Annotated in this window: 16 protein-coding genes; 7 read left to right on the plus strand and 9 right to left on the minus strand. The window is 60.3% G+C overall.

The window, feature by feature from the left end; genetic code table 11:
- Positions 1-26: 26 nt before the first annotated feature.
- From C2E19_RS27340 to C2E19_RS27375, 8 genes are all read right to left on the minus strand, one after another.
- Positions 27-3,479 (minus strand): GMC family oxidoreductase, encoded by a 3,453-nt coding sequence (locus tag C2E19_RS27340; protein ID WP_129395829.1) that lies wholly within the window; start codon positions 3,477-3,479, stop codon positions 27-29.
- A 949-nt stretch (positions 3,480-4,428) separates the two neighbouring features.
- Positions 4,429-4,995 (minus strand): GNAT family N-acetyltransferase, encoded by a 567-nt coding sequence (locus C2E19_RS27345; protein ID WP_129395830.1) that lies wholly within the window; start codon positions 4,993-4,995, stop codon positions 4,429-4,431.
- Between the two features lie 154 nt (positions 4,996-5,149).
- Positions 5,150-5,920 (minus strand): electron transfer flavoprotein subunit beta, encoded by a 771-nt coding sequence (locus tag C2E19_RS27350; protein WP_129395831.1) that lies wholly within the window; start codon positions 5,918-5,920, stop codon positions 5,150-5,152.
- A gap of 9 nt (positions 5,921-5,929) precedes the next feature.
- A complete protein-coding gene (locus tag C2E19_RS27355) occupies positions 5,930-7,150 on the minus strand; it encodes an electron transfer flavoprotein subunit alpha/FixB family protein (RefSeq protein ID WP_129395832.1) in 1,221 nt (406 codons plus the stop codon).
- Positions 7,150-9,099, minus strand: coding sequence for a dimethylglycine demethylation protein DgcB (dgcB, locus tag C2E19_RS27360; protein ID WP_129395833.1), 1,950 nt, complete (start codon positions 9,097-9,099; stop codon positions 7,150-7,152). The genes C2E19_RS27355 and dgcB overlap by 1 nt, the downstream gene beginning before the upstream one ends.
- Positions 9,100-9,253: 154 nt before the next feature.
- The gene (gene dgcA / locus C2E19_RS27365) at positions 9,254-11,314 is read right to left on the minus strand and encodes a dimethylglycine demethylation protein DgcA (protein WP_129395834.1); all 2,061 of its coding nucleotides are present in this window, start codon (positions 11,312-11,314) and stop codon (positions 9,254-9,256) included.
- Positions 11,315-11,329: 15 nt separating this feature from the next.
- Positions 11,330-11,860 carry a DUF5943 domain-containing protein gene (locus tag C2E19_RS27370; RefSeq protein ID WP_053124559.1) on the minus strand — a complete coding sequence of 177 codons (531 nt, stop codon included), beginning with the start codon at positions 11,858-11,860 and terminating at the stop codon, positions 11,330-11,332.
- Positions 11,861-11,966: 106 nt separating this feature from the next.
- Positions 11,967-12,944, minus strand: a complete 978-nt coding sequence (locus tag C2E19_RS27375; RefSeq protein ID WP_129395835.1) for a dipeptidase — start codon at positions 12,942-12,944, stop codon at positions 11,967-11,969.
- 234 nt (positions 12,945-13,178) lie between these two features.
- On the opposite strand from C2E19_RS27375, the gene C2E19_RS27380 reads away from it, so the two are divergent.
- From C2E19_RS27380 to C2E19_RS27395, 4 genes are all read left to right on the plus strand, one after another.
- Positions 13,179-13,580: a lysozyme inhibitor LprI family protein gene (locus C2E19_RS27380; RefSeq protein WP_129396183.1), complete on the plus strand. Its 402-nt coding sequence runs from the start codon at positions 13,179-13,181 to the stop codon at positions 13,578-13,580.
- A 212-nt stretch (positions 13,581-13,792) separates the two neighbouring features.
- Positions 13,793-14,047: a type II toxin-antitoxin system RelE/ParE family toxin gene (locus C2E19_RS27385; protein WP_129395836.1), complete on the plus strand. Its 255-nt coding sequence runs from the start codon at positions 13,793-13,795 to the stop codon at positions 14,045-14,047.
- Complete coding sequence (locus C2E19_RS27390; protein ID WP_122596526.1) at positions 14,031-14,354, plus strand: helix-turn-helix domain-containing protein; 324 nt, start codon at positions 14,031-14,033, stop codon at positions 14,352-14,354. Before C2E19_RS27385 ends, C2E19_RS27390 begins: the two co-directional genes overlap by 17 nt.
- Positions 14,355-14,383: 29 nt before the next feature.
- Positions 14,384-14,800 carry a DUF3010 family protein gene (locus tag C2E19_RS27395; RefSeq protein WP_129395837.1) on the plus strand — a complete coding sequence of 139 codons (417 nt, stop codon included), beginning with the start codon at positions 14,384-14,386 and terminating at the stop codon, positions 14,798-14,800.
- Positions 14,801-14,937: 137 nt separating this feature from the next.
- Here the strand turns inward: C2E19_RS27395 and C2E19_RS27400 are convergent, their stop codons facing one another.
- A complete protein-coding gene (locus tag C2E19_RS27400; RefSeq protein WP_129395838.1) occupies positions 14,938-15,882 on the minus strand; it encodes a GlxA family transcriptional regulator in 945 nt (314 codons plus the stop codon).
- Between the two features lie 207 nt (positions 15,883-16,089).
- On the opposite strand from C2E19_RS27400, the gene C2E19_RS27405 reads away from it, so the two are divergent.
- The 3 genes from C2E19_RS27405 to C2E19_RS27415 all read left to right on the plus strand — a co-directional run bounded on the left by C2E19_RS27405 (position 16,090) and on the right by C2E19_RS27415 (position 19,165).
- Positions 16,090-17,034: a choline ABC transporter substrate-binding protein gene (locus C2E19_RS27405; protein ID WP_129395839.1), complete on the plus strand. Its 945-nt coding sequence runs from the start codon at positions 16,090-16,092 to the stop codon at positions 17,032-17,034.
- A gap of 121 nt (positions 17,035-17,155) precedes the next feature.
- Complete coding sequence (locus C2E19_RS27410) at positions 17,156-18,043, plus strand: 3-keto-5-aminohexanoate cleavage protein (protein ID WP_129395840.1); 888 nt, start codon at positions 17,156-17,158, stop codon at positions 18,041-18,043.
- 156 nt (positions 18,044-18,199) lie between these two features.
- The gene (locus C2E19_RS27415; RefSeq protein ID WP_129395841.1) at positions 18,200-19,165 is read left to right on the plus strand and encodes an L-carnitine dehydrogenase; all 966 of its coding nucleotides are present in this window, start codon (positions 18,200-18,202) and stop codon (positions 19,163-19,165) included.
- Positions 19,166-19,614 lie beyond the last annotated feature (449 nt).

A 19,614-nucleotide genomic window follows, 5' to 3' on the forward strand; every position in this document is an offset into this window, starting at 1 on the left:
CCTGCGGCAGCTCCTACAGGAGAGGGTCAGGCCTGGGCAGTTTTCTCCAGGTGTTCAAGGATGATCGGGTAGACATCGACCACCGCGTTCTTGCCGAACATGCAGTCGATGTGGCCATAGCCCGGCACCACTTGCCGGCTGTAACGCTCCGGCCCGTGCATATCGCACAAACGCTGGTAGGTCTTGAGAGTACTTTCCGGCAGGTAACACTGGTTCTCCGCCCCGCTGATAAAGCAGATCGGCATGGTCAGCCGATCAAAGTGCGGCATGTACACATCGTTGCCTTTGAAATCCACCAGATGCCCTTTGCGCACGATCAGCGCCAGATGCTCGAAGGTCTCGATGTTCGACTCGCCGAACAACTCGTGCAGGTTGTCGTGCAGGGTTTCGTTAAGGGTGTCGTGGCGATACAGCGAGGCGTACATGAAGGTGATGCGGTGGCACACCGGATTGGTGCAATAGCCCTGCGCTTCGATCCGCGCGTAACCGTTGAGGGCCTTGTCGTAGAGTTTGTTGAACCAGTTTTCCTTGCTGTCGGCGTAAGCGGTCATCGACTTGATGCCGATGGCATCGAGCATCCCCGGCAAATGCAGACCGGCTTTCAATCCGGTGGCGGTAGCAACCACAGTGTCCGCAGCAATCTGCGAGCAGACCACCGAACGCACGCCCTGCAAACCGGCGAGCAGCGACATGAAGAACGTCGTCGCGCCGTAGCAATGCACCACGCACTGCACATCTTTTGCTTGGGTTTGCTGCTGAATCTGCGCAATGGCCGCCTTGAAGTCGTATTGCGCGATCTGATCGCCGTTCCACTCCTTCTTGCTCGTCGGCAACAGAATGCTCACGCGAAAATCCAGCAGCCAGACGTCGTAGTCGTGCTTGCACAGGTATTCGAGCAGGTTGGTTTGAATGGTGTCGGTGGAAAAGATGTTCGAGCCCACACCCAAGCCATGCACCAGCATCACCGGGCCTTTGCTGCCGGCCTGATAACGCGTCAGGCGCAATTCGACGCCATCCTCGGTGGGGAAGAAATGCACAGCCGGAACCGGTGCATCCAGCGGCCGCTTCAACCGTGGCGGTGCATCCGGATTAAAGTAGATATCGCCGGCAAACACGCCGCCGTAGCTTTCCCAGAGAATCCCGGCGAAGAACTTGCCGAACCGCGCCAGCCCTTCGATGCGCTCACGTTCGTTACGCGCATTGAGAACCTTCATGGTGGTCATCTGCTTGGCGAAATCGGTCGGATGAATGTGCATCACCCCGGAGCCGATCACCTCGCCGGTCCTGTCGGGGCCGCGATACAGCGTCACGTATAGCGTGCTGGTGTCGTGCCAGATGTTCAGCACGCCATTGTCTTCCGGCACGGTTTTGAAGGCGCTGAAGAAATAGTCGTTGCCGTCCTCGGCAGTCAGTTTCATGTCGTATTTCATGTGGCGTGTATCGACCTGCTGCTCGAATTGTTCGAACAGGTTGAACACGCCGTTACTCGCGGTCAGCGGCTGTGCTGAAAGCGCCGGGGCGATGACGGTGCCGACAATCGTGGCCGCGTGCTCGGGTTCCTTGATCATCCGGTTGAGGTCGTTAGCGGTGATGGTCAGGGTGAAATCGATCGGCGAGTTATCCGCCTCGCCGCGTTTGGCTGCCGCTTCGTAGACTTTCAGATCGGTGCTTTGCGCCGCGGTGAAGGCGCGGGAGAAGTAACCTTTCATGGTTTCGGTGAACTGCACGCCAAGGGTTGGCGGCGCCACCGGTTTGCGCGGGGCCGACGGCAGTGTGTAGTCGATCTGCCAGCCACGGTCGGCGGCGAGCAAACCCATGTTGCGTTCACTCACGGCAGAGATGGTCAGCAGCGGATTGACCGCCAGCGACGTCGGAATCACCGCGCCGTCAGTCACGTACAAATTGGTGTAGACATCGGTGCCACTGGCGCCGCTGAACACCTGGCCTTTGTGATTGACCACGCCTTGCGCGGCGTCTTCAGCCATCACGCAACCGCCCAACGGATGCACGGAGACGATGCTGTGCTTGAGCAGCTTGGTCCAGATCGGATTCTCCACCCACACGCCGCCCAACGCCTTGGTGCTCTGCTGCAAACGCTGGTTACCGAGTTTGAAGTTCTCCTGCTCGCCAACGCCGGGCCAATCGATGCGCAGTTGATCTTTGTTGTCGAGGACCATCCGCCCCTGACCGCTGTCGTGGCTCATGATCAGGTAGGTCTGCATGTTGTGCAGCGCGCCGTAATACGGGCCGCGCAGGAAGCTTTCGGCTTCGCGCTCCTTGTACTTCACCTTGCCGTTGAAGCTGTCATCGGTGGCCACGCCGATCATCTCGGCGAAACCCGCCATGCTCGTCACCATCGGCCGGCCGAGCGCGCCGGGGATCGAGCCTTCTTCGATGACCATGCGGCTGCGCCAGTCGCCTTCGGTGCGCATGTCGATGACCGAGGTGATGCACGGGCCGACCGGGTGCAGTTCCTTGGCCGAATGTGCGCCGAAACCGATGCCGTTGATGACCTGCTCGCAGTTGTGGCCGAAGCCGAGGATGTCGCCGTTGCCGCTCATGTTCTCACCGAGCTGGCCGGACATCAGCACGCCTTTGTCGCGCGAACGCAGGAGGATTTCGGTCGAGCCAAGTGTGCCGGCGGAGACCACGACGATATCGGCCTTCACGAACAACGTCGGCGCGCTGAACATTTCACGCCCGCTGTCGAGGTACTGGAAATGCACGATCCAGCCGTCACCATCGCGCTCCAGATGGCGCACCTCGGCCTGACAGAAAATCTCCGCGCCGTGGTTCCAGGCGTCCGGCAGATAATTCATCAGCGTGGTGTTCTTGGCTTTGTTGTTACAGCCCGAGACGCAGTCGCCGCACTGGTTGCACGGCAGCTGCTCGACACCGACGTGGTTGAGGTTATTCGGCAACTTGTCGAAGGTCACGTTGATCGGCGGCCTGTAGAAATGCGCACCTTGCTTGAGAAAGTCAGCCGACTTCTTGTTGGCGTCGAGCTTGGGCAGGTTCGGCGAAGTGCTCGGATAAGGAGTGGGTTTGAGCATCTCGCGAGCGCGGGCATAACCGTCCTTGAGCAACGTGTCGCGGTGTTCACGCACGGCTTGCGGCCAGCGCGGGTCATCGAATACGCCGGGTTCCGGTTCAAGGGCAACGTTAGCGTTGATCAGCGACGTGCCGCCGAGACCGCAACCGACCACGACGTTTTGCTGGGCGTTGACGTGCAAGTCGAACAGCCCGGTGCGCGAACCGATATGACCATCCGGGTCATGCACCTGCAGCTCTTCGGTGGCGGCGATCATGGTGTTGGGGTATTCGCCGGGCTGGATTTCCCGGCCGCGTTCGAGCAGGCACACACGTTTGCCGGCACGGGACAGGCGCGACGCAGCAATGCCGCCGCCGTAACCCGAGCCAATGACAATCACATCGTAGTGTTCCTTGATCTCGCTGATGGGCGTTGCGATCCGTGTCATGGGGTGCATCCTCTAATCAGGCAGATGGGGCAACTCTGCGGTTGCCTGCAATCATTGGGCGAACGGACACCTGGCCACCAGATCAAGTCCGGCGACAGCACAGCGGTCTGGCAGGTTGGCGCGCTACAGGCGAGCGTGCTGATTGGCGGCACGACGCAGCGTGCGCTTGCGGGGAAAGGGCGGGGAGCGGTGTGAGCGACTATCCATCATGCGTTCTCCCAGAACCTGATGTGGATAAGTGACGGCTGTCCTTGTGCCATTGCAGTGAAGACAGCAGCGGATTCGAAGTCAAGGCAACGCCTTAGAACTGTATGAAATGTGATCAAGTGCCGTTTGCACTATGACGGGCGGGGCTTATCGGGTTCGACGAACAAGTTATCCACATAGCCACCCACAGCAAATGGGGGTAACTGTGGATGAGTGGGAAAATAACTGGCTGATTTGCGAAGAAAAATCGTGACTTATCCAGAAGGACGGTTTGCGAGGCGCATTGGTCGTTTTTTGATCACATCCTTGTAAGCCCCGGCCTGCATGGCCTGTAGCAGATGGCGAACACGTTATCCACAGAAGCGCCAACAGAGATCGGGGGTAACTTTGCCTTGTCTGTGGAAAAACCCGCAAGGCTGTGAAAAATCAGTCTTCGATAGACAATTTGTCGAACACAACCGTAAATTGAGCAAATATTGACCAATACTCTGTAAGCCACGTTTTATAAGGCTCGCAGCGGATAGCGAACATCTTATCCACAGAAGCGCCAACAGAGATTGGGGGCAACTTACGCCGTTATCCTGAGGAAAACCCTCGGAAAAACCGCCACTTAGGCTGGTCGTTTTTTGATCTGCGGGCTGCAAGCCACGATTGACGTGACTTGCAGTGAGGCGCGAACACCTTATCCACAGACTGACCAACAGGGATTGTGCGTAAACGCTGGCCGGTGGATAACCGAACGTTAAGCGCGGTGCATCAGATAAGCCGCACCGGTCACCCGAATCAGCGGATGCGGTGCCACTTGGCAGGTTTTGATGATGCCGAAGCCATGGCGCTCGTAGAAACGCCGCGCACCGGTATTGGCCGCATAGTCGATCAGGCTCAAACCGTTGAGCGCCAACTGATCGGCGCGCGCCTGGGCATGCAGGAGGAACTGCAAGCCCAACCCCTGATTGCGCCAGCCTTCATATAGCGCCAGGCTGGAGATGTACAACGAATCCGCTACTTCCATATCGGCATACGGCGCCAGCACCGGATCGGTGGGCGGCGTCGGATCGGGATCTTCGCGCATGGCATAGCTGTGCATCATGCCAACGACCCGCCCATTGGCCTCAGCGATCAGGCAGTTCTGCCAAGAGAAATCCACGTCGTCGCGGGCATAACGCCGTTCGCCGACATCCAGCAGCGCTTCCCCAGGCTCGGCCAACTGACTCCAGATGTAATCCGCAGCCCCCTCCGAGGAAATCTGAAACAAGCGGGCAATCTCACGCGCATCCGTACGCCGCGCAGGTCGAAACTCGACGGTCATTCACATTATTCCTGTGGCAAACCCACTGACCTGTAGGAGTTGACGAGTGCAACGAGGCTGCGATCTTTTGATCTTGTTTTCAAAGATCAACGTCAAAAGATCGCAGCCTCGTTGCACTCGTCAGCTCCTACAGAGATTTGGGGGGTGTCGGGGGCTAGCGGACGACGCCTTCTTCAATCAGCAACTTGAGGATGGCTTCGGCACCGGCCTGCGGGGTGACGCCTTTGAGCACTTGTCCACCGCCGCCACTGGCTTTGGCGGTAGCGGCTTTCATGCGGTCGGCGCCGCTTTTGGCTTTGATCACTTTCAAGCGTTTAGGCCGTGGTTTGGCCGATTGCAGGGTGGCAACCGCGAGAAGTTCATCGTCGACAACCTCGACATCAGCAGCCTCCAGAATTCCGCGTCGCGCCGGGCCGTAAGCGCTTTGCCGTGGCTTCGGCGCGGCGTTATCCACAGTCGCGAGGAACGGCAGCTTCACCTTCAAGCGCCGCCGTTGCCCGCGCGGTAACGCTTGCAGCACCAGCGCCGAGCCGTCGTTGATCGATTCGACCTGCGCCAGCCCCACCACCAGCGGCCAGCCCAGACCTTCCGCCAGCAGGAACGGCAACATCCCCGAACCTTCACCGGTTTCCGCCTGGCTGCCGGTCAGTACAACTTGGGCGCCCGCTTCGCGCAGGTACGCAGTCAGCGCCGGCAAAGCATCAGCGCCAGCAGGCTGCTCGAGCACGTGCATCTGCTCCAGGCCCATGCCCAGATAGGCGCGCAACGCCGGTTCCGCAACGTCGCCGGCATGCAGCACTTGCAGGTTATCCCCAGCCAGTTGCAGACCGAGTTCCACGGCGCGCGCGTCCTGATCGGCGCGGCGCGGCCGCCCGGAGGTCGGGTGGGCGCCAATTGAAACCAGACTGATAATCTTCGTGTTCATAGCGTTTCCTTAAGCCGCATCGCGCTTGGCTTCGTTGCGGTAAGCCGCGACCGCCGCAATCAAAGCCTGCAGGATCTCCGCGCTCTCGCCAATCACTGAGAGGTCGGCACGCTTGATCATGTCGCAACCCGGATCGAGATTGATCGCCACGACCTTGTCGCAGGCGCCGATGCCCTGCAGGTGCTGGATCGCCCCGGAGATGCCCACCGCCACGTAGACCCGCGCGGTAACCCAGGTGCCGGACGCGCCGACCTGGCGATCACGGGCCATGAAGCCATCGTCCACCGCCACCCGCGACGCGCCTTCGGTGGCGCCGAGTGCGGCGGCAGTTTCGTGGAACAGTGCCCAATCCTTGACCCCGTTACCGCCGGAGAAAATGAACTCCGCTTCGGCCATCGGAATCGCTGCCGGATCGACCGCCACCGCACCGAGATCTTCGATCCGCGACAGGCTGCGCGGGACGCTTGTGGATAACTCCACCGACAACGCTTCGTGACGGGTTTCGCTGACCGGCTCGGCGCATTCGGCGGCAGCCAGAATCAACCGTGCAACCGGACGGGCGAGGTCTTGCAGCCCAGCACCGGCGCGGCCGATGCATTCCTGATCCTTGACCTGCCAGACCCGTGTCGCCGGGCGTTCACCCAGTGCAGCGGCAAAGCGCCGACCGAGTTCGCCGCCACCGCTGCGACTGTCCGGCAGCAGCCAATGACGCGGGTTGAACTGGTTATCCACAGCGCGCATACCTTGCACGCGTTGCTCCGGTGCATAACCGCTGAACTCTTCTCCTTCCAGCACCAGCAAACGATCCACGCCGGCGGTGGCGAAAGCGCTCTCTTTGTGCTCGCCAAAGACCACCGCCAACACCGCGCCATCCTTGCCGGCAAGTTGATGGGCGAGGCCGAGCAAGTCGCGGTCGTGGCTGCTCAAGCGGCCACCGACCATGTCCGGCACCACGCTGATGTAAAACGCCGGCGCGGGCACCTGATGCAGCGGCAATTGCACTTCCACAGCCGCAGAACGTTTAACCGCCCCACCCTGCTGCGCGCCGCTGCGGTCGATCCGCTTGATGCCGTTAGGGCCGATAAAACCGATGCCGTGCAGATTCTTGCGAACGATGCCGTTCGGCCCCATCCAGCTGTGTTGCGCCGGCTGCATGGCGGCGTGCAGCGGATGCAGACGGTTACGCGCAATCCATTTGGCGCGTGGGTCGCGGCGGATAATGTCGCTCATCAGTGGGCCTCCGCAGGTTCACGTTTGGCCGGGGTCGCAGGCTTGCTTGGCGCGGCGTCTTCGAGCAGCGCGTCGGCGACCAGTTCGGCGATGTCCTTGATCAGCGGACGCGGCTCGACCACGCCTTCGAGCATCGCCGTGCACTGTGGACAACCCACGGCCACCAGCTCAGCACCGGTTTCGCGGATGTCTTCCATGCGCATGTCAGGAATCCGCTGTTTGCCCGGAATATCAGTGATCGGCGCCCCGCCACCGCCGCCGCAGCAGCGCGAGCGGAAGCCGGAACGCTGCATCTCTTTAACCTCGATGCCGAGGGCACGCAGCACTTCACGCGGCGCTTCGTATTCGCCGTTATAGCGACCGAGGTAGCACGGGTCGTGATAGGTCACGCTGTTGCCTTTGTGCTGGCCAAGATTGAGCGCGCCGGCCTGGATGATTTCGGCCATGTAGGTGCTGTGGTGCTGCACCAGGTAGTGGCCATCGAACGCGCCGTACTCGTTTTTCAGCACATGGAAGCTGTGCGGATCGCAGGTGACGATTCGGTTGAAGCTGTACTTGGCCAGGGTCTGGATGTTGCGTTTGGCGAGCAACTGGAAGGTCGCTTCATCGCCAAGACGCCGCGCGACGTCACCGCTGTCACGCTCTTCGAGACCGAGCACGGCGAAGTCGATTTTTGCCGCCTTCAGCACTTTGACGAACGCGCGCAGGGTGCGCTGGTTGCGCATGTCGAACGCACCGTCGCCGACCCAGAACAGCACGTCGGTGGATTTCTTCTCGCTGAGCAGAGTGAGGTTCAAGTCCGCCGCCCAGTTCATCCGTCCGCCCGGTGCGAAACCGCCAGGGTTATCGGTGGCAATGAGGTTTTCGAGGACTTCGGCGCCCTTGTTCGGGGTTGCGCCTTTTTCCAGGGTCAGGTGCCGGCGCATGTCGACGATGGCATCGACGTGCTCGATCATCATCGGGCATTCCTCAACGCAGGCGCGGCAGGTGGTGCACGACCACAGGGTTTCGGCGTCGACCAGACCATTGACGATTGGTTGATGCGGATTGCCTGAGTGTTCGCCGATGGGTTTGCCAGGATAAGGACTGCCGGCGAACTTCGCATCGGTGCCGCCAGCGAGGCCGACGACCATGTCCTGAATCAGCTTTTTCGGGTTCAGCGGCTGGCCGGCGGCGAACGCCGGGCACGCGGCTTCACACTTGCCGCACTGCACACAGGCGTCGAAACCGAGCAACTGGTTCCAGGTGAAATCCTTGGGTTTCTCAACACCCAGCGGAGCACTCGGATCGTTCAAATCCAAAGGCTTCAAACCGGTGGAACGACCGCCGCCAAAACGCTCGGCGCGACGGTGCCAGGCCAAATGCAGCGCACCGGCGAAGGCGTGCTTCATCGGTCCGCCCCAGGTCATGCCGAAGAACAGTTCCGACACGCCCCACAACACACCGATTCCCAGAATCACTGCGAGCACCCAGCCGCCAAAGTTCTCCGGGAGGATTCCGGCCACGGGCAATGTCAGCAGAAAGAACGACGCCGAGAACGCCAGCAGGCTTTTCGGCAGGCGCATCCACGGGCCTTTCGATAACCGCGCTGGCGGGTTGAGTCGACGCAGATAAACGAAGATCGCGCCGACGAACATCACCGCTGTCATCAGCAGCAAGGCGTAACCGAGAATGCGGTTATGCAGGCCGAAACCGTGCACCAGCAGCGCCAGCACGATCGACGCCACCGCACCGCCGGCCGTGGCCACGTGGGTGTTGGCGATGTATTTGTCCCGCGCCACCACGTGGTGCAAGTCGACCATATAGCGCTTGGGCATGGCTAGCAGGCCGCCGATCAGATCGACCTTCGAGGCCCGGCCCCGACGCCACATGGCCACCCGCCGCAACGCGCCGAGGACACCAAGGCCGATAGCTGCGAACAACAGGATTGGAAGAAGGGTGTTCAACATGGTGAAGCTCCCACCAGTACAACCTGGAGAAACACGATCTGCATTACTGTGGGAGCGGGCTTGCTCGCGAAAGCGCTGGATCAGTCAGCTCATCTATGACTGACGGATTGCATTCGCGAGCAAGCCCGCTCCCACAGGGGTCATGTGCAAGCCCTTAGAAATCCTTGCAGAGCCGCAGGGCGTCGTAGATCGCGGCGTGCGTGTTGCGCTGCGCCACGCAGTCGCCGATGCGGAAGAGCAAGTAGCCGTCGCCCGCCTCGCTCAGCGAAGGTTGCGGCTGGATCGCGAACAACGCTTCGACGTCGATCTGGCCCTTGTTGCGCGAACCCTCTTTGAGTGCGTAGTAGATTTCCTCATCCGGACGCACGCCGTTTTCCACCACCACCTGATCGACCACCCGCTCCTCTTTGGCGCCGGTGTATTCGTTCTCCAGCACCGCGACCAGTTTGTCGCCTTCGCGGTAGACTTTCTCGAGCATCATGTCGCCGGTCATGATCACTTCTTTCGGGTACATGCTGCGGTAGTAGGTCGGGAACGACGTACCGCCGATGGCCACGCCCGGTTTGATGTCGTCGGTGACGATCTCGACCTGGCTGCCCTTGTCGGCGAGGAAGTCGGCAACCGACATCCCGGTGAACTCGCAAATGGTGTCGTAGACCAGCACGTTCTTGCCCGGCGCAACCTTGCCGTCGAGCACGTCCCAACTGCTGACCACCAGCCCTTCGGCAGCGCCCCAGTGTTCGTTCTGTTCCAGATACGGATGCCCGCCGACCGCCAGCACCACCACGTCCGGACGCAAGTCCATGATGGTGTCGGCATCGGCCGCCGTGCCCAGGCGCAGATCGACTTTCAGCCGTGCCAGTTCCAGCTGGAACCAGCGGGTGATGCCGGCGATCTGGTCGCGTTGCGGCGCTTTCGACGCGGTAGTGATCTGCCCGCCGATGAATTCCTTTTTCTCGAACAAGGTCACGTCGTGGCCACGCTCGGCGGCCACGCGGGCCGCTTCCATACCGGCCGGGCCGGCACCGACGATCACCACTTTGCGTTTGACGCCGGTGGATTTCTCGATGATGTGCGGCACGCCCATGTATTCACGGGACGTCGCGGCGTTCTGGATGCACAGCACGTCGAGGCCTTGATACTGCCGGTCGATGCAATAGTTGGCGCCGACGCACTGCTTGATCTGGTCGATCTGGCCCATCTTGATCTTGGCGATCAGGTGCGGGTCAGCGATGTGCGCGCGGGTCATGCCGACCATGTCGACGTAACCGCCTTCAAGGATGCGCGTGGCCTGGTTCGGGTCCTTGATGTTCTGGGCGTGCAGCACCGGCACCTTGACCACTTCCTTGATCCCGGCGGCCAGATGCAGGAACGGCTCCGGTGGATAACTCATGTTCGGAATCACGTTGGCCAGGGTGTTGTGGGTGTCACAACCCGAGCCGACCACGCCGATGAAGTCGAGCATGCCGGTGTCGTCGTAATACTTGGCGATCTGCTTCATGTCCTCGTGGGACAAGCCGTCCGGGTGGAACTCGTCACCGCACAGACGCATGCCCACGCAGAAGTCGTCACCGACCTCGGCGCGCACGGCTTTCAACACTTCCAGGCCGAACTTCATCCGGCCTTCGAAGGTGCCGCCCCATTCGTCGGTACGCTTGTTGACGCGCGGACTCCAGAACTGGTCGATCATGTGCTGGTGCACCGCCGACAGTTCAACGCCGTCGAGACCACCGGCCTTGGCCCGGCGCGCCGCCTGGGCGTAGTTGCCGATCACCCGCCAGATTTCTTCCGGCTCGATGGTTTTGCAGGTGGCGCGGTGCACCGGCTCACGCACGCCGGACGGCGACATCAGGGTCGGCCAGTTGAAGCCGTCCCAGCGCGAGCGTCGGCCCATGTGGGTAATCTGAATCATGATCTTGGCGCCATGCTTGTGCATGGCATCGGCCAGATTCTGGAAATGCGGAATGATCCGGTCGGTGGACAAGTTCACCGAGCTCCACCATTCCTGCGGGCTGTCGACGGCCACCACGGAGGAACCACCACAGATCGCAAGGCCGATGCCGCCCTTGGCTTTCTCTTCGTAATACTTGACGTAGCGGTCGGTGGTCATGCCACCGTCAGTCGCGTAGACCTCGGCGTGCGCGGTGCTGAGCACGCGGTTGCGGATGGTCAGTTTGCCGATCTGGATCGGCTGGAACATTGCTTCGAAAGCCATGGCGGGTTCCTCGACTTACAACGGCTTGACGGTGAACAAGCCGTCTTCGTGGCCTTCTTCGGAGCCACCGTAAACTTGCTCGGCAACCGTGCGAATCTTGCTGCCGCGCGCCTCAAGAATCTGATCCATGGCCCCGGCAAACCAACCGGTGAACATGTAGTCGACCTTGCGCCCGACCTTGCCGTACACATAGACGAATGCCGAGTGTTCGAGCTTGACGCTGGCGGTGCCTTTGTCGAGGTCGATGTCCTGGATCTTGAACAGGCCCCAGCCGCGCTGCGACAGGCGCTTCATGTAGTGTTCGAACACCGCGACCCCTTCCAGACCGTGGCATTCAGCTTCTTTTTCACACCAGTGCCAGGCGGATTTGTAGCCGGCCTTGTAGAGGATCTCGGCATAGGCGTCAGCGCCCAAAACCTCTTCGATGCCCATGTGGTTGTTGACGAAAAAATGCCGTGGCACGTAGAGCATTGGCAGGGCGTCGGAGGTCCAGACACCGGTCTCGCTGTCGACTTCGATTGGCAATTGCGGGGCGATCTTGGCCATGGAAACTTAACTCCAGAAAATTTTAGATTCAGTGTCGGCCGCGGCCCTCACCCCAGCCCTCTCCCAGAGGGAGAGGGAGCAGATCGGCGGCGGTCTTGAGAAAGCGTTACTCGCCCCAGACGTCTTTCAGGACGTTGACCCAGTTTTCGCCCATGATCTTGCGCACCACGCGCTCGGGATGGCCGCGTTTGAGGAGGGTTTCGGTCAGGTTCGGGAACTCGCCGACGGTGCGGATGCCCAGCGGATTGATGATCTTGCCGAAGCTGGTCAGACGGCGGGCGTAGCCCTTGTCGTGGGTCAGGTATTCGAAGAAGTCCTGACCGTGCCCCTGGGTGAAGTCGGTGCCGATACCGATGGCGTCTTCGCCGACGATGTTCATGGTGTATTCGATCGCTTCGGCGTAGTCGTCGATGGTCGAATCGATGCCCTTGGCGAGGAACGGCGCGAACATGGTCACGCCGACAAAACCGCCGTGGTCGGCAATGAACTTCAGCTCTTCATCGGACTTGTTGCGCGGGTGCTCTTTGAGACCCGACGGCAGGCAGTGGGAATAGCAGACCGGTTTTTTCGATTCGAGGATGACTTCTTCGGAAGTCTTCGAACCGACGTGAGACAGGTCACACATGACGCCAACGCGGTTCATCTCGGCAACAATTTCGCGACCGAAACCCGACAGGCCGCCATCGCGCTCGTAGCAACCGGTGCCGACCAGGTTCTGGGTGTTGTAGCACATCTGCACGATGCCGACGCCGAGCTGCTTGAACACCTCGACATAGCCGATCTGGTCTTCAAACGCGTGGGCATTCTGGAAGCCAAAGAGGATGCCGGTTTTGCCCTGCTCCTTGGCGCGACGGATGTCGGCAGTGGTGCGCACCGGCATCACCAGGTCGCTGTTGTCGCGGATCAGCTTCTGGCTGGCAGCAATATTGTTCACGGTCGCCTGAAAGCCTTCCCACACCGACACAGTGCAGTTGGCTGCCGTCAGACCGCCCTTGCGCATGTCTTCGAACAGCTCGCGGTTCCATTTGGCAATGATCAGACCGTCGATAACGATACTGTCGGCGTGTAATTCGGCTGGGCTCATCAGGCGTCCCCTTATTGGCGATTCATGCGCCGAATCGTCTGCCGGCGCTTTGGGGCCAGCATATGCCTCGGTGCCGGGGCGACCGGGTGCAAAAACGACAGGGGAATTGCCGAAAGCGTCAATCCGCGACAAAGGGTCGCCAGACGCCCCGATCAGCTACCTGTTCAAGCCCGCGCGCTTGAGCCAGAATCTCCGGCATCTTGGAAACACCACTGGATTAGAGCGGCGACAACAATGAAATCGATCTTCCTGGCTTTGGCACTGCTTGCGACCGGCGTACACGCCGCCGAAGAATCCGACAACAACCCGTGCGACGCCGTCGAAAACGACGTCCAGACCCTGGAATGCTCGACCTACAGCCGCAGCACCGCCGAAGACCTGCTCAAGGACAACTACGCCAGCCTGACCGAACGCATGCAGACCGCGTACGGCAAAAACGCGACGCAACTGGCGGACATCACCGCCAAGATGAAAACGGCGCAGCAGCAATGGCTGAAGACGCGGGATGCGGATTGCGCGGTGGAAGCGTTCCCGGCGACGGCAGGGAGCAAGGCATTCACGATTGCCCAGAATGACTGCATCGCGAGGATGAGTGATGAGCGGTCGGAGTTTTTGGAGTCGATTGGGCAGGAATAGTCCTCAAAATTTGAAGGAAAATTGGCACTGCTTTCTGCAATTGCCTCGTGAATCTCTTCTTCTTACGGCACATGCCGACTTCGCCTACACCTATTGCGTGAAAGCCCCGATCTACGGGCGCTTCACGCAATATCCTGACAACTGTTCTTGATTGGCCACCTTAAAAATATAAGCAAAGATTCGCGAATCTTATAAAAGACTTATATTCTTCCATGAACAGCATCCACTGGACACGAAAGGCCGTTAAGCAACTCTTGAAATTGCACTCTGTGCATCAGGTACAGGTTCGAGATGCCGTTACGGCGCTTGCCGACATGCCTGATGTGGGCAATGTCAAAGCACTGATTGGCCATGACTACTCCTACCGCCTGCGTGTCGGTAATTATCGAGTCATGTACGACTGGGATGGCGCAATCAAAGTGGTCAGTATTCAAGAGGTCAAGAAACGCGATGAACGCACCTACTGACATCCAAATCATCAACGACGCCGAGGGCAACCCCGCCTTCGTCGTCATTCCCTACGCGCAGTACGTTGCGCAAAAAATGCAGCCCGACCTGATTCCCCATGAGGTCGTCAGCCGGATGGTCGATGGGGCAACACCGATCCGTGCCTGGCGCGAACACCTCAACCTGACTCAGGAAGAAGTCGCTAAACGCATGGGTATTTCGCAACCGGCGTTTGCCCAGCAGGAAACAGTCGCCAAGCCACGCAAGGCCACTCGCGAGAAAATTGCGTCGGCGTTCGGCATCACCGCCAATCAGCTTGAGCTGTAAGCTGCCCTCTTCACTTCAAGGAATTCCCCATGAACATCTGCGGCATCGAAATCAAAGGCAGCGAAGCGATCATCGCCGTGGCCGCTCTCGACGGTTCGACCCTGAGCCACATTCCCCTTGCCACCAAGAAAATCGCCCTCGAAGACGATGACGAAGCGGCAAACGTTAAGCTCTTTGCGGCGCAGGTGGCGTCGTTTGTGCGGGAGAATTCGGTTGACCGTATCGCGATCAAGAAGCGCAGCAAGAAGGGTGAGTTTGCCGGTGGGCCGACGACGTTCAAGATTGAAGGGATTTTGCAGTTGCTCGATGGCTGTGAGGTGACGTTGTTGTCGCCGCAGACGATCAATGCGCAGGCGAAGAAGCATAATTTCGAGCTGCCGGGGACGTTGAACAAGTATCAGCATGAGGCTTACAAGGCGGCGTGTTCGGCGTTGATGAAGAAGTAACCGTTTTTTCAGAAAATGAAGATCCAAATGTGGGAGCGAGCCTGCTCGCGAAAGCGGTGGATCAGTCAATCCTGTATTGACTGACACGCCGTCTTCGCGAGCAGGCTCGCTCCCACATTGGTTTTGGGTACATCCATTCAGACCTGGGCGGTACGGCGGTCTTCGCGCGGGCAGCGGGCGAAGCGCGCGCGGTAGCTGCGGGTGAAGTACGACGGCGATTCGAAGCCGCAGGCGATGCTGACTTCGAGCACGCTCATGTCGGTCTGGCGCAGTAGCTGCCGGGCCTTTTCCAGGCGCAGGCGCAGGTAGAAATTGCTCGGCGTGTCGTTCAGGTGCAGCCGAAACAACCGCTCCAGTTGCCGCCGCGTCACCTTGATCGATTCTGCCAATTGCAAAGTAGTCAGCGGCGGTTCGCTGTGCTGCTCCATCTCGCCGATCACCTGAACCAGTTTCTTGTTGTTGATGCCGTAACGCGTGGCGACTTCCATGCGCTGGTGGTCTTTGCGTGGACGGATGCGCCCCAGCACGAATTGTTCGCTGACCTGAATCGCCAGTTGCGGGCCATGGGCCTGGGCGATCAGATCGAGCATTAAATCGATGGAAGCGGTGCCGCCCGCCGAGGTGATGCGCCGACGGTCGATCTCGAACAGCTCCTGAGTGACGCTGAGCTGTGGATAAGATTCCTTGAACGCGTCGATGGCTTCCCAGTGCAGGGTCAGGCGATGGCCATCGAGCAGGCCCGCCTCGGCAAGGACGAAGCTGCCGGTGTCGATGGCGCCGAGGGTAAGGCCTTCGTTATCCAGCCGCCGCAACCAGTGCTCAAGGGTTGGCGTGGCGAACTTCAGTGGTTCAAACCCGGCCACCACCAACAGCGTCGCACCTTTCTTCAACGGCTCCAGCGCCGCATCGGCGTTGACCGACATGCCGTTGCTCGCCAGCACCGCCCCGCCATCGGCACTGAGCACATGCCAGCGATACAGTTCGCCACGAAAACGGTTGGCCACACGCAGCGGTTCGATCGCGGAGATAAAGCCGATGGCGGAGAAGCCCGGCATCAGCAAAAAGTAGAAATCCTGAGACATGTGCGCACTCGATTCGCGGGTAACGAGAGGGAGGGGAGCGTGGATCGTTGATACGCCGATTGTCGTCGGCGTTCAAGCGCACAGGTCGCTACAGTGCAAATGCCAGTCGCCGCAGTGCGCTTTCATGGGCGTATAGCTGCGTAACTTTGCATCACCGGCACGACAGATGCCGGAACTCACAATAAACGACCTGCCGAGGAACCCGACATGAAACGACTGATCAGCAGCTGTGTTCTTGCACTCAGCGGTACCGCTTTCTTGAGCGCCAGCGTCATGGCGGCCGACCCGGCAACGTGCCAGAACGTGCGCATGGGCGTGGTCAACTGGACCGACGTGATCGCCACCAGTGCGATGACCCAGGTCCTGCTTGACGGCCTCGGCTACAACACCAAACAAACCAGCGCCTCCCAGCAAATCATCTTCGCCGGGATCCGCGATCAGCGGCTGGACTTGTTCCTCGGTTACTGGAACCCACTGATGACCCAGACCATCACGCCGTTCGTCGACGCCAATCAGGTCAAGGTTCTCGAAGCGCCAAGCCTGAAAGACGCCCGCGCAACCCTCGCCGTGCCGACCTATCTGGCCGACAAGGGCCTGAAAACCTTCGCCGACATCGCCAAGTTTGAAAAAGAGCTGGGCGGCAAGATCTACGGCATCGAGCCAGGCTCGGGCGCCAACACGCAGATCAAGGCAATGATCGCCAAGAATCAGTTCGGCCTCGGCAAATTCCAGTTGGTCGAGTCCAGCGAGGCCGGCATGCTTGCCGCCGTCGATCGCGCCGTGCGCCGCAAAGAGGCCGTGGTGTTCTTCGGCTGGGCGCCGCACCCGATGAACGTCAATGTGAAGATGACCTATCTCACCGGCAGTGAAGACGCCCTCGGCCCGAACGAAGGCATGGCCACCGTGTGGACAGTCACTGCGCCGAAATACGCCGAGCAGTGCCCGAACGTGGGCCGTCTGCTGACCAACCTGACGTTCACCGCCGAGGACGAGAGCCGGATGATGCAGCCGCTGCTCGATCACAAGGACGCTTTCGAATCGGCCAAGCAATGGCTCAAGGATCACCCGGAAGACAAGCAGCGCTGGCTTGAAGGTGTGACTACTTTCGATGGCAAACCCGCCGCTGAAAACCTCCAGCTGACCAGCAAATAACCCTCTCATTTAAAAGCCCCTCACCCTAGCCCTCTCCCGGAGGGAGAGGGAACTGAACGAAGCTTCGCAGCTCGCGCAACGGGCTGCGGACAGACCCATCACGCCTGAAGGAAACCGCACCATGAACCACGACGTCATCATCACCTGCGCACTCACCGGTGCTGGCGACACGACCGCCAAGAGCCCGCACGTGCCGGTCACCCCGAAACAGATCGCAGCGGCAGCCGTTGAAGCGGCCAAGGCCGGCGCCACCGTTGTGCACTGCCATGTGCGCGATCCGCAGACCGGCAAGTTCAGCCGTGACGTGGCGCTGTACCGCGAAGTGATGGAGCGCATCCGCGAGGCGGACGTCGACATCATCGTCAACCTCACCGCCGGCATGGGCGGCGACCTCGAAATCGGCGCCGGCGAGAACCCGATGGAGTTCGGCCCCAACACCGATCTGGTCGGCCCGCTGACCCGTCTCGCCCACGTCGAAGCACTGCTGCCGGAAATCTGCACCCTCGATTGCGGCACGCTGAACTTCGGCGATGGCGACACTATTTACGTTTCCACTCCGGCGCAACTGCGTGCGGGCGCCAAGCGTATTACCGAGCTGGGCGTGAAGGCCGAACTGGAGATTTTCGACACCGGTCACCTGTGGTTTGCCAAGCAGTTGATCAAGGAGGGCTTGCTGGATAACCCGCTGTTCCAGTTGTGCCTGGGCATCCCGTGGGGTGCACCTGCAGATACCACCACGATGAAAGCCATGGTCGATAACTTGCCAGCCGACGCGGTGTGGGCCGGTTTCGGGATTGGCCGGATGCAGATGCCGATGGCCGCACAAGCGGTGTTGCTCGGCGGCAACGTGCGGGTCGGGCTGGAAGACAACCTGTGGCTGGACAAGGGCGTACTGGCGACCAACGGCCAATTGGTCGAGCGCGCCACCGAGATCCTCAGCCGCCTCGGTGCCCGCGTGCTTACGCCTGCCGAAGGCCGCAAGAAAATGGGCCTGACCCAGCGCGGCTAACCCTCAGCTCAAAATGGGGCTCTGACTGCCCCCCATTTCACCTGTAGGAACTGCCGAAGGCTGCGATCTTTTGATCTTGTTTTTTAAGATCAAGATCAAAAGATCGCAGCCTTCGGCAGCTCCTACAGGGTCTTCGAACTTTTCAGGAATGTCGCCATGAGCTTTATCACCGAAATCAAGACCTTCGCAGCATTGGGCAGCGGTGTCATCGGCAGTGGCTGGGTGGCCCGTGCGCTGGCCCACGGCCTGGATGTCGTGGCCTGGGATCCGGCGCCCGGCGCCGAAGCGGCGCTGCGTAAACGTGTGGCCAATGCCTGGGGGGCGCTGGAGAAAAACGGCCTGGCGCCCGGCGCTTCGCAGGATCGCCTGCGCTTTGTCGCGACCATCGAAGAGTGCGTACGTGATGCCGATTTCATTCAGGAAAGCGCCCCGGAACGTCTGGAGCTGAAACTCGATCTGCACAGCAAAATCAGCGCAGCGGCCAAGCCCAACGCATTGATTGGTTCGAGTACCTCGGGCCTGCTGCCGAGCGAGTTCTACGAGAGTTCGACGCACCCGGAACGCTGCGTGGTCGGTCACCCGTTCAACCCGGTTTATCTGTTGCCGTTGGTTGAGGTTGTGGGCGGCAAGAACACCGCGCCGGAAGCCGTTCAGGCAGCGATGAAAGTCTACGAGTCCCTCGGCATGCGCCCGTTGCATGTGCGCAAGGAAGTGCCGGGGTTCATCGCCGATCGTTTGCTCGAAGCGCTGTGGCGTGAGGCGCTGCATTTGGTTAACGACGGCGTGGCAACCACTGGCGAGATCGACGACGCGATCCGTTTTGGCGCCGGTTTGCGCTGGTCGTTCATGGGTACGTTCCTGACTTATACGCTGGCGGGTGGTGATGACGGCATGCGTCACTTCATGTCGCAATTCGGCCCGGCGTTGCAGTTGCCCTGGACCTATCTGCCGGCACCGGAGCTGACTGACAAGTTGATCGATGATGTGGTGGACGGCACCAGCGACCAGCTCGGCCGGCACAGCATTGCGGCGCTGGAACGCTATCGTGATGACTGCTTGCTGGCAGTGCTCGAAGCGGTGAAGACCACCAAGGAAAAGCATGGCATGAGTTTCAGCGAGTGAAGTGCCTGGCATGACATCGCTGCCCTCACCCTAACCCTCTCCCGGAGGGAGAGGGGACTGGACCGAGTTGATTGTTCGAATTACGCCGACTTGCACCACCGAGCCGAACTCAAGTTTTGAAAGGCCCCCGATCTGCTCCCTTTCCCCCTCTGCCCCCTGAGGGAGAGGGGACTGACCGAGTTGATTGTTCGAATTACGCCGACTTGCGCCACCGAGCCGAACTTGAGTTTTGAAAGGCCCCCGATCTGCTCCCTTTCCCCCTCGCCCCCCTGAGGGAGAGGGGACTGACCGTGTTGATTGTTCGAATTACGCCGACTTGCGCCACCGAGCCGAACTCAGGACTTGAAACGCTTGAAGATCGGCTCCCTTTCCCCCTCGACCCCTTGGGGGAGAGGGCTGGGGTGAGGGGGTAGCTCTTGACCTTAACGACCCGCCAACTGCCGGAACCC

Origin of the sequence: Pseudomonas sp. DTU12.3 (genome assembly GCF_004124275.1) — a bacterium.
Lineage (GTDB): Bacteria > Pseudomonadota > Gammaproteobacteria > Pseudomonadales > Pseudomonadaceae > Aquipseudomonas > Aquipseudomonas helmanticensis.

Coding starts and splice junctions, on each gene's coding strand:
- C2E19_RS27340 (WP_129395829.1), bottom strand. CDS start 3,479: ATGACACGGATCGCAACGCCCATCAGCGAGATCAAGGAACACTACGAT.
- C2E19_RS27370 (WP_053124559.1), bottom strand. CDS start 11,860: ATGGCCAAGATCGCCCCGCAATTGCCAATCGAAGTCGACAGCGAGACC.
- C2E19_RS27385 (WP_129395836.1), top strand. CDS start 13,793: ATGAACAGCATCCACTGGACACGAAAGGCCGTTAAGCAACTCTTGAAA.
- dgcB (WP_129395833.1), bottom strand. CDS start 9,099: ATGTTGAACACCCTTCTTCCAATCCTGTTGTTCGCAGCTATCGGCCTT.
- C2E19_RS27410 (WP_129395840.1), top strand. CDS start 17,156: ATGAACCACGACGTCATCATCACCTGCGCACTCACCGGTGCTGGCGAC.
- C2E19_RS27355 (WP_129395832.1), bottom strand. CDS start 7,150: ATGAGCGACATTATCCGCCGCGACCCACGCGCCAAATGGATTGCGCGT.
- C2E19_RS27350 (WP_129395831.1), bottom strand. CDS start 5,920: ATGAACACGAAGATTATCAGTCTGGTTTCAATTGGCGCCCACCCGACC.
- C2E19_RS27390 (WP_122596526.1), top strand. CDS start 14,031: ATGAACGCACCTACTGACATCCAAATCATCAACGACGCCGAGGGCAAC.
- C2E19_RS27380 (WP_129396183.1), top strand. CDS start 13,179: ATGAAATCGATCTTCCTGGCTTTGGCACTGCTTGCGACCGGCGTACAC.
- C2E19_RS27395 (WP_129395837.1), top strand. CDS start 14,384: ATGAACATCTGCGGCATCGAAATCAAAGGCAGCGAAGCGATCATCGCC.
- C2E19_RS27345 (WP_129395830.1), bottom strand. CDS start 4,995: ATGACCGTCGAGTTTCGACCTGCGCGGCGTACGGATGCGCGTGAGATT.
- C2E19_RS27375 (WP_129395835.1), bottom strand. CDS start 12,944: ATGAGCCCAGCCGAATTACACGCCGACAGTATCGTTATCGACGGTCTG.
- C2E19_RS27400 (WP_129395838.1), bottom strand. CDS start 15,882: ATGTCTCAGGATTTCTACTTTTTGCTGATGCCGGGCTTCTCCGCCATC.
- C2E19_RS27405 (WP_129395839.1), top strand. CDS start 16,090: ATGAAACGACTGATCAGCAGCTGTGTTCTTGCACTCAGCGGTACCGCT.
- C2E19_RS27415 (WP_129395841.1), top strand. CDS start 18,200: ATGAGCTTTATCACCGAAATCAAGACCTTCGCAGCATTGGGCAGCGGT.
- dgcA (WP_129395834.1), bottom strand. CDS start 11,314: ATGGCTTTCGAAGCAATGTTCCAGCCGATCCAGATCGGCAAACTGACC.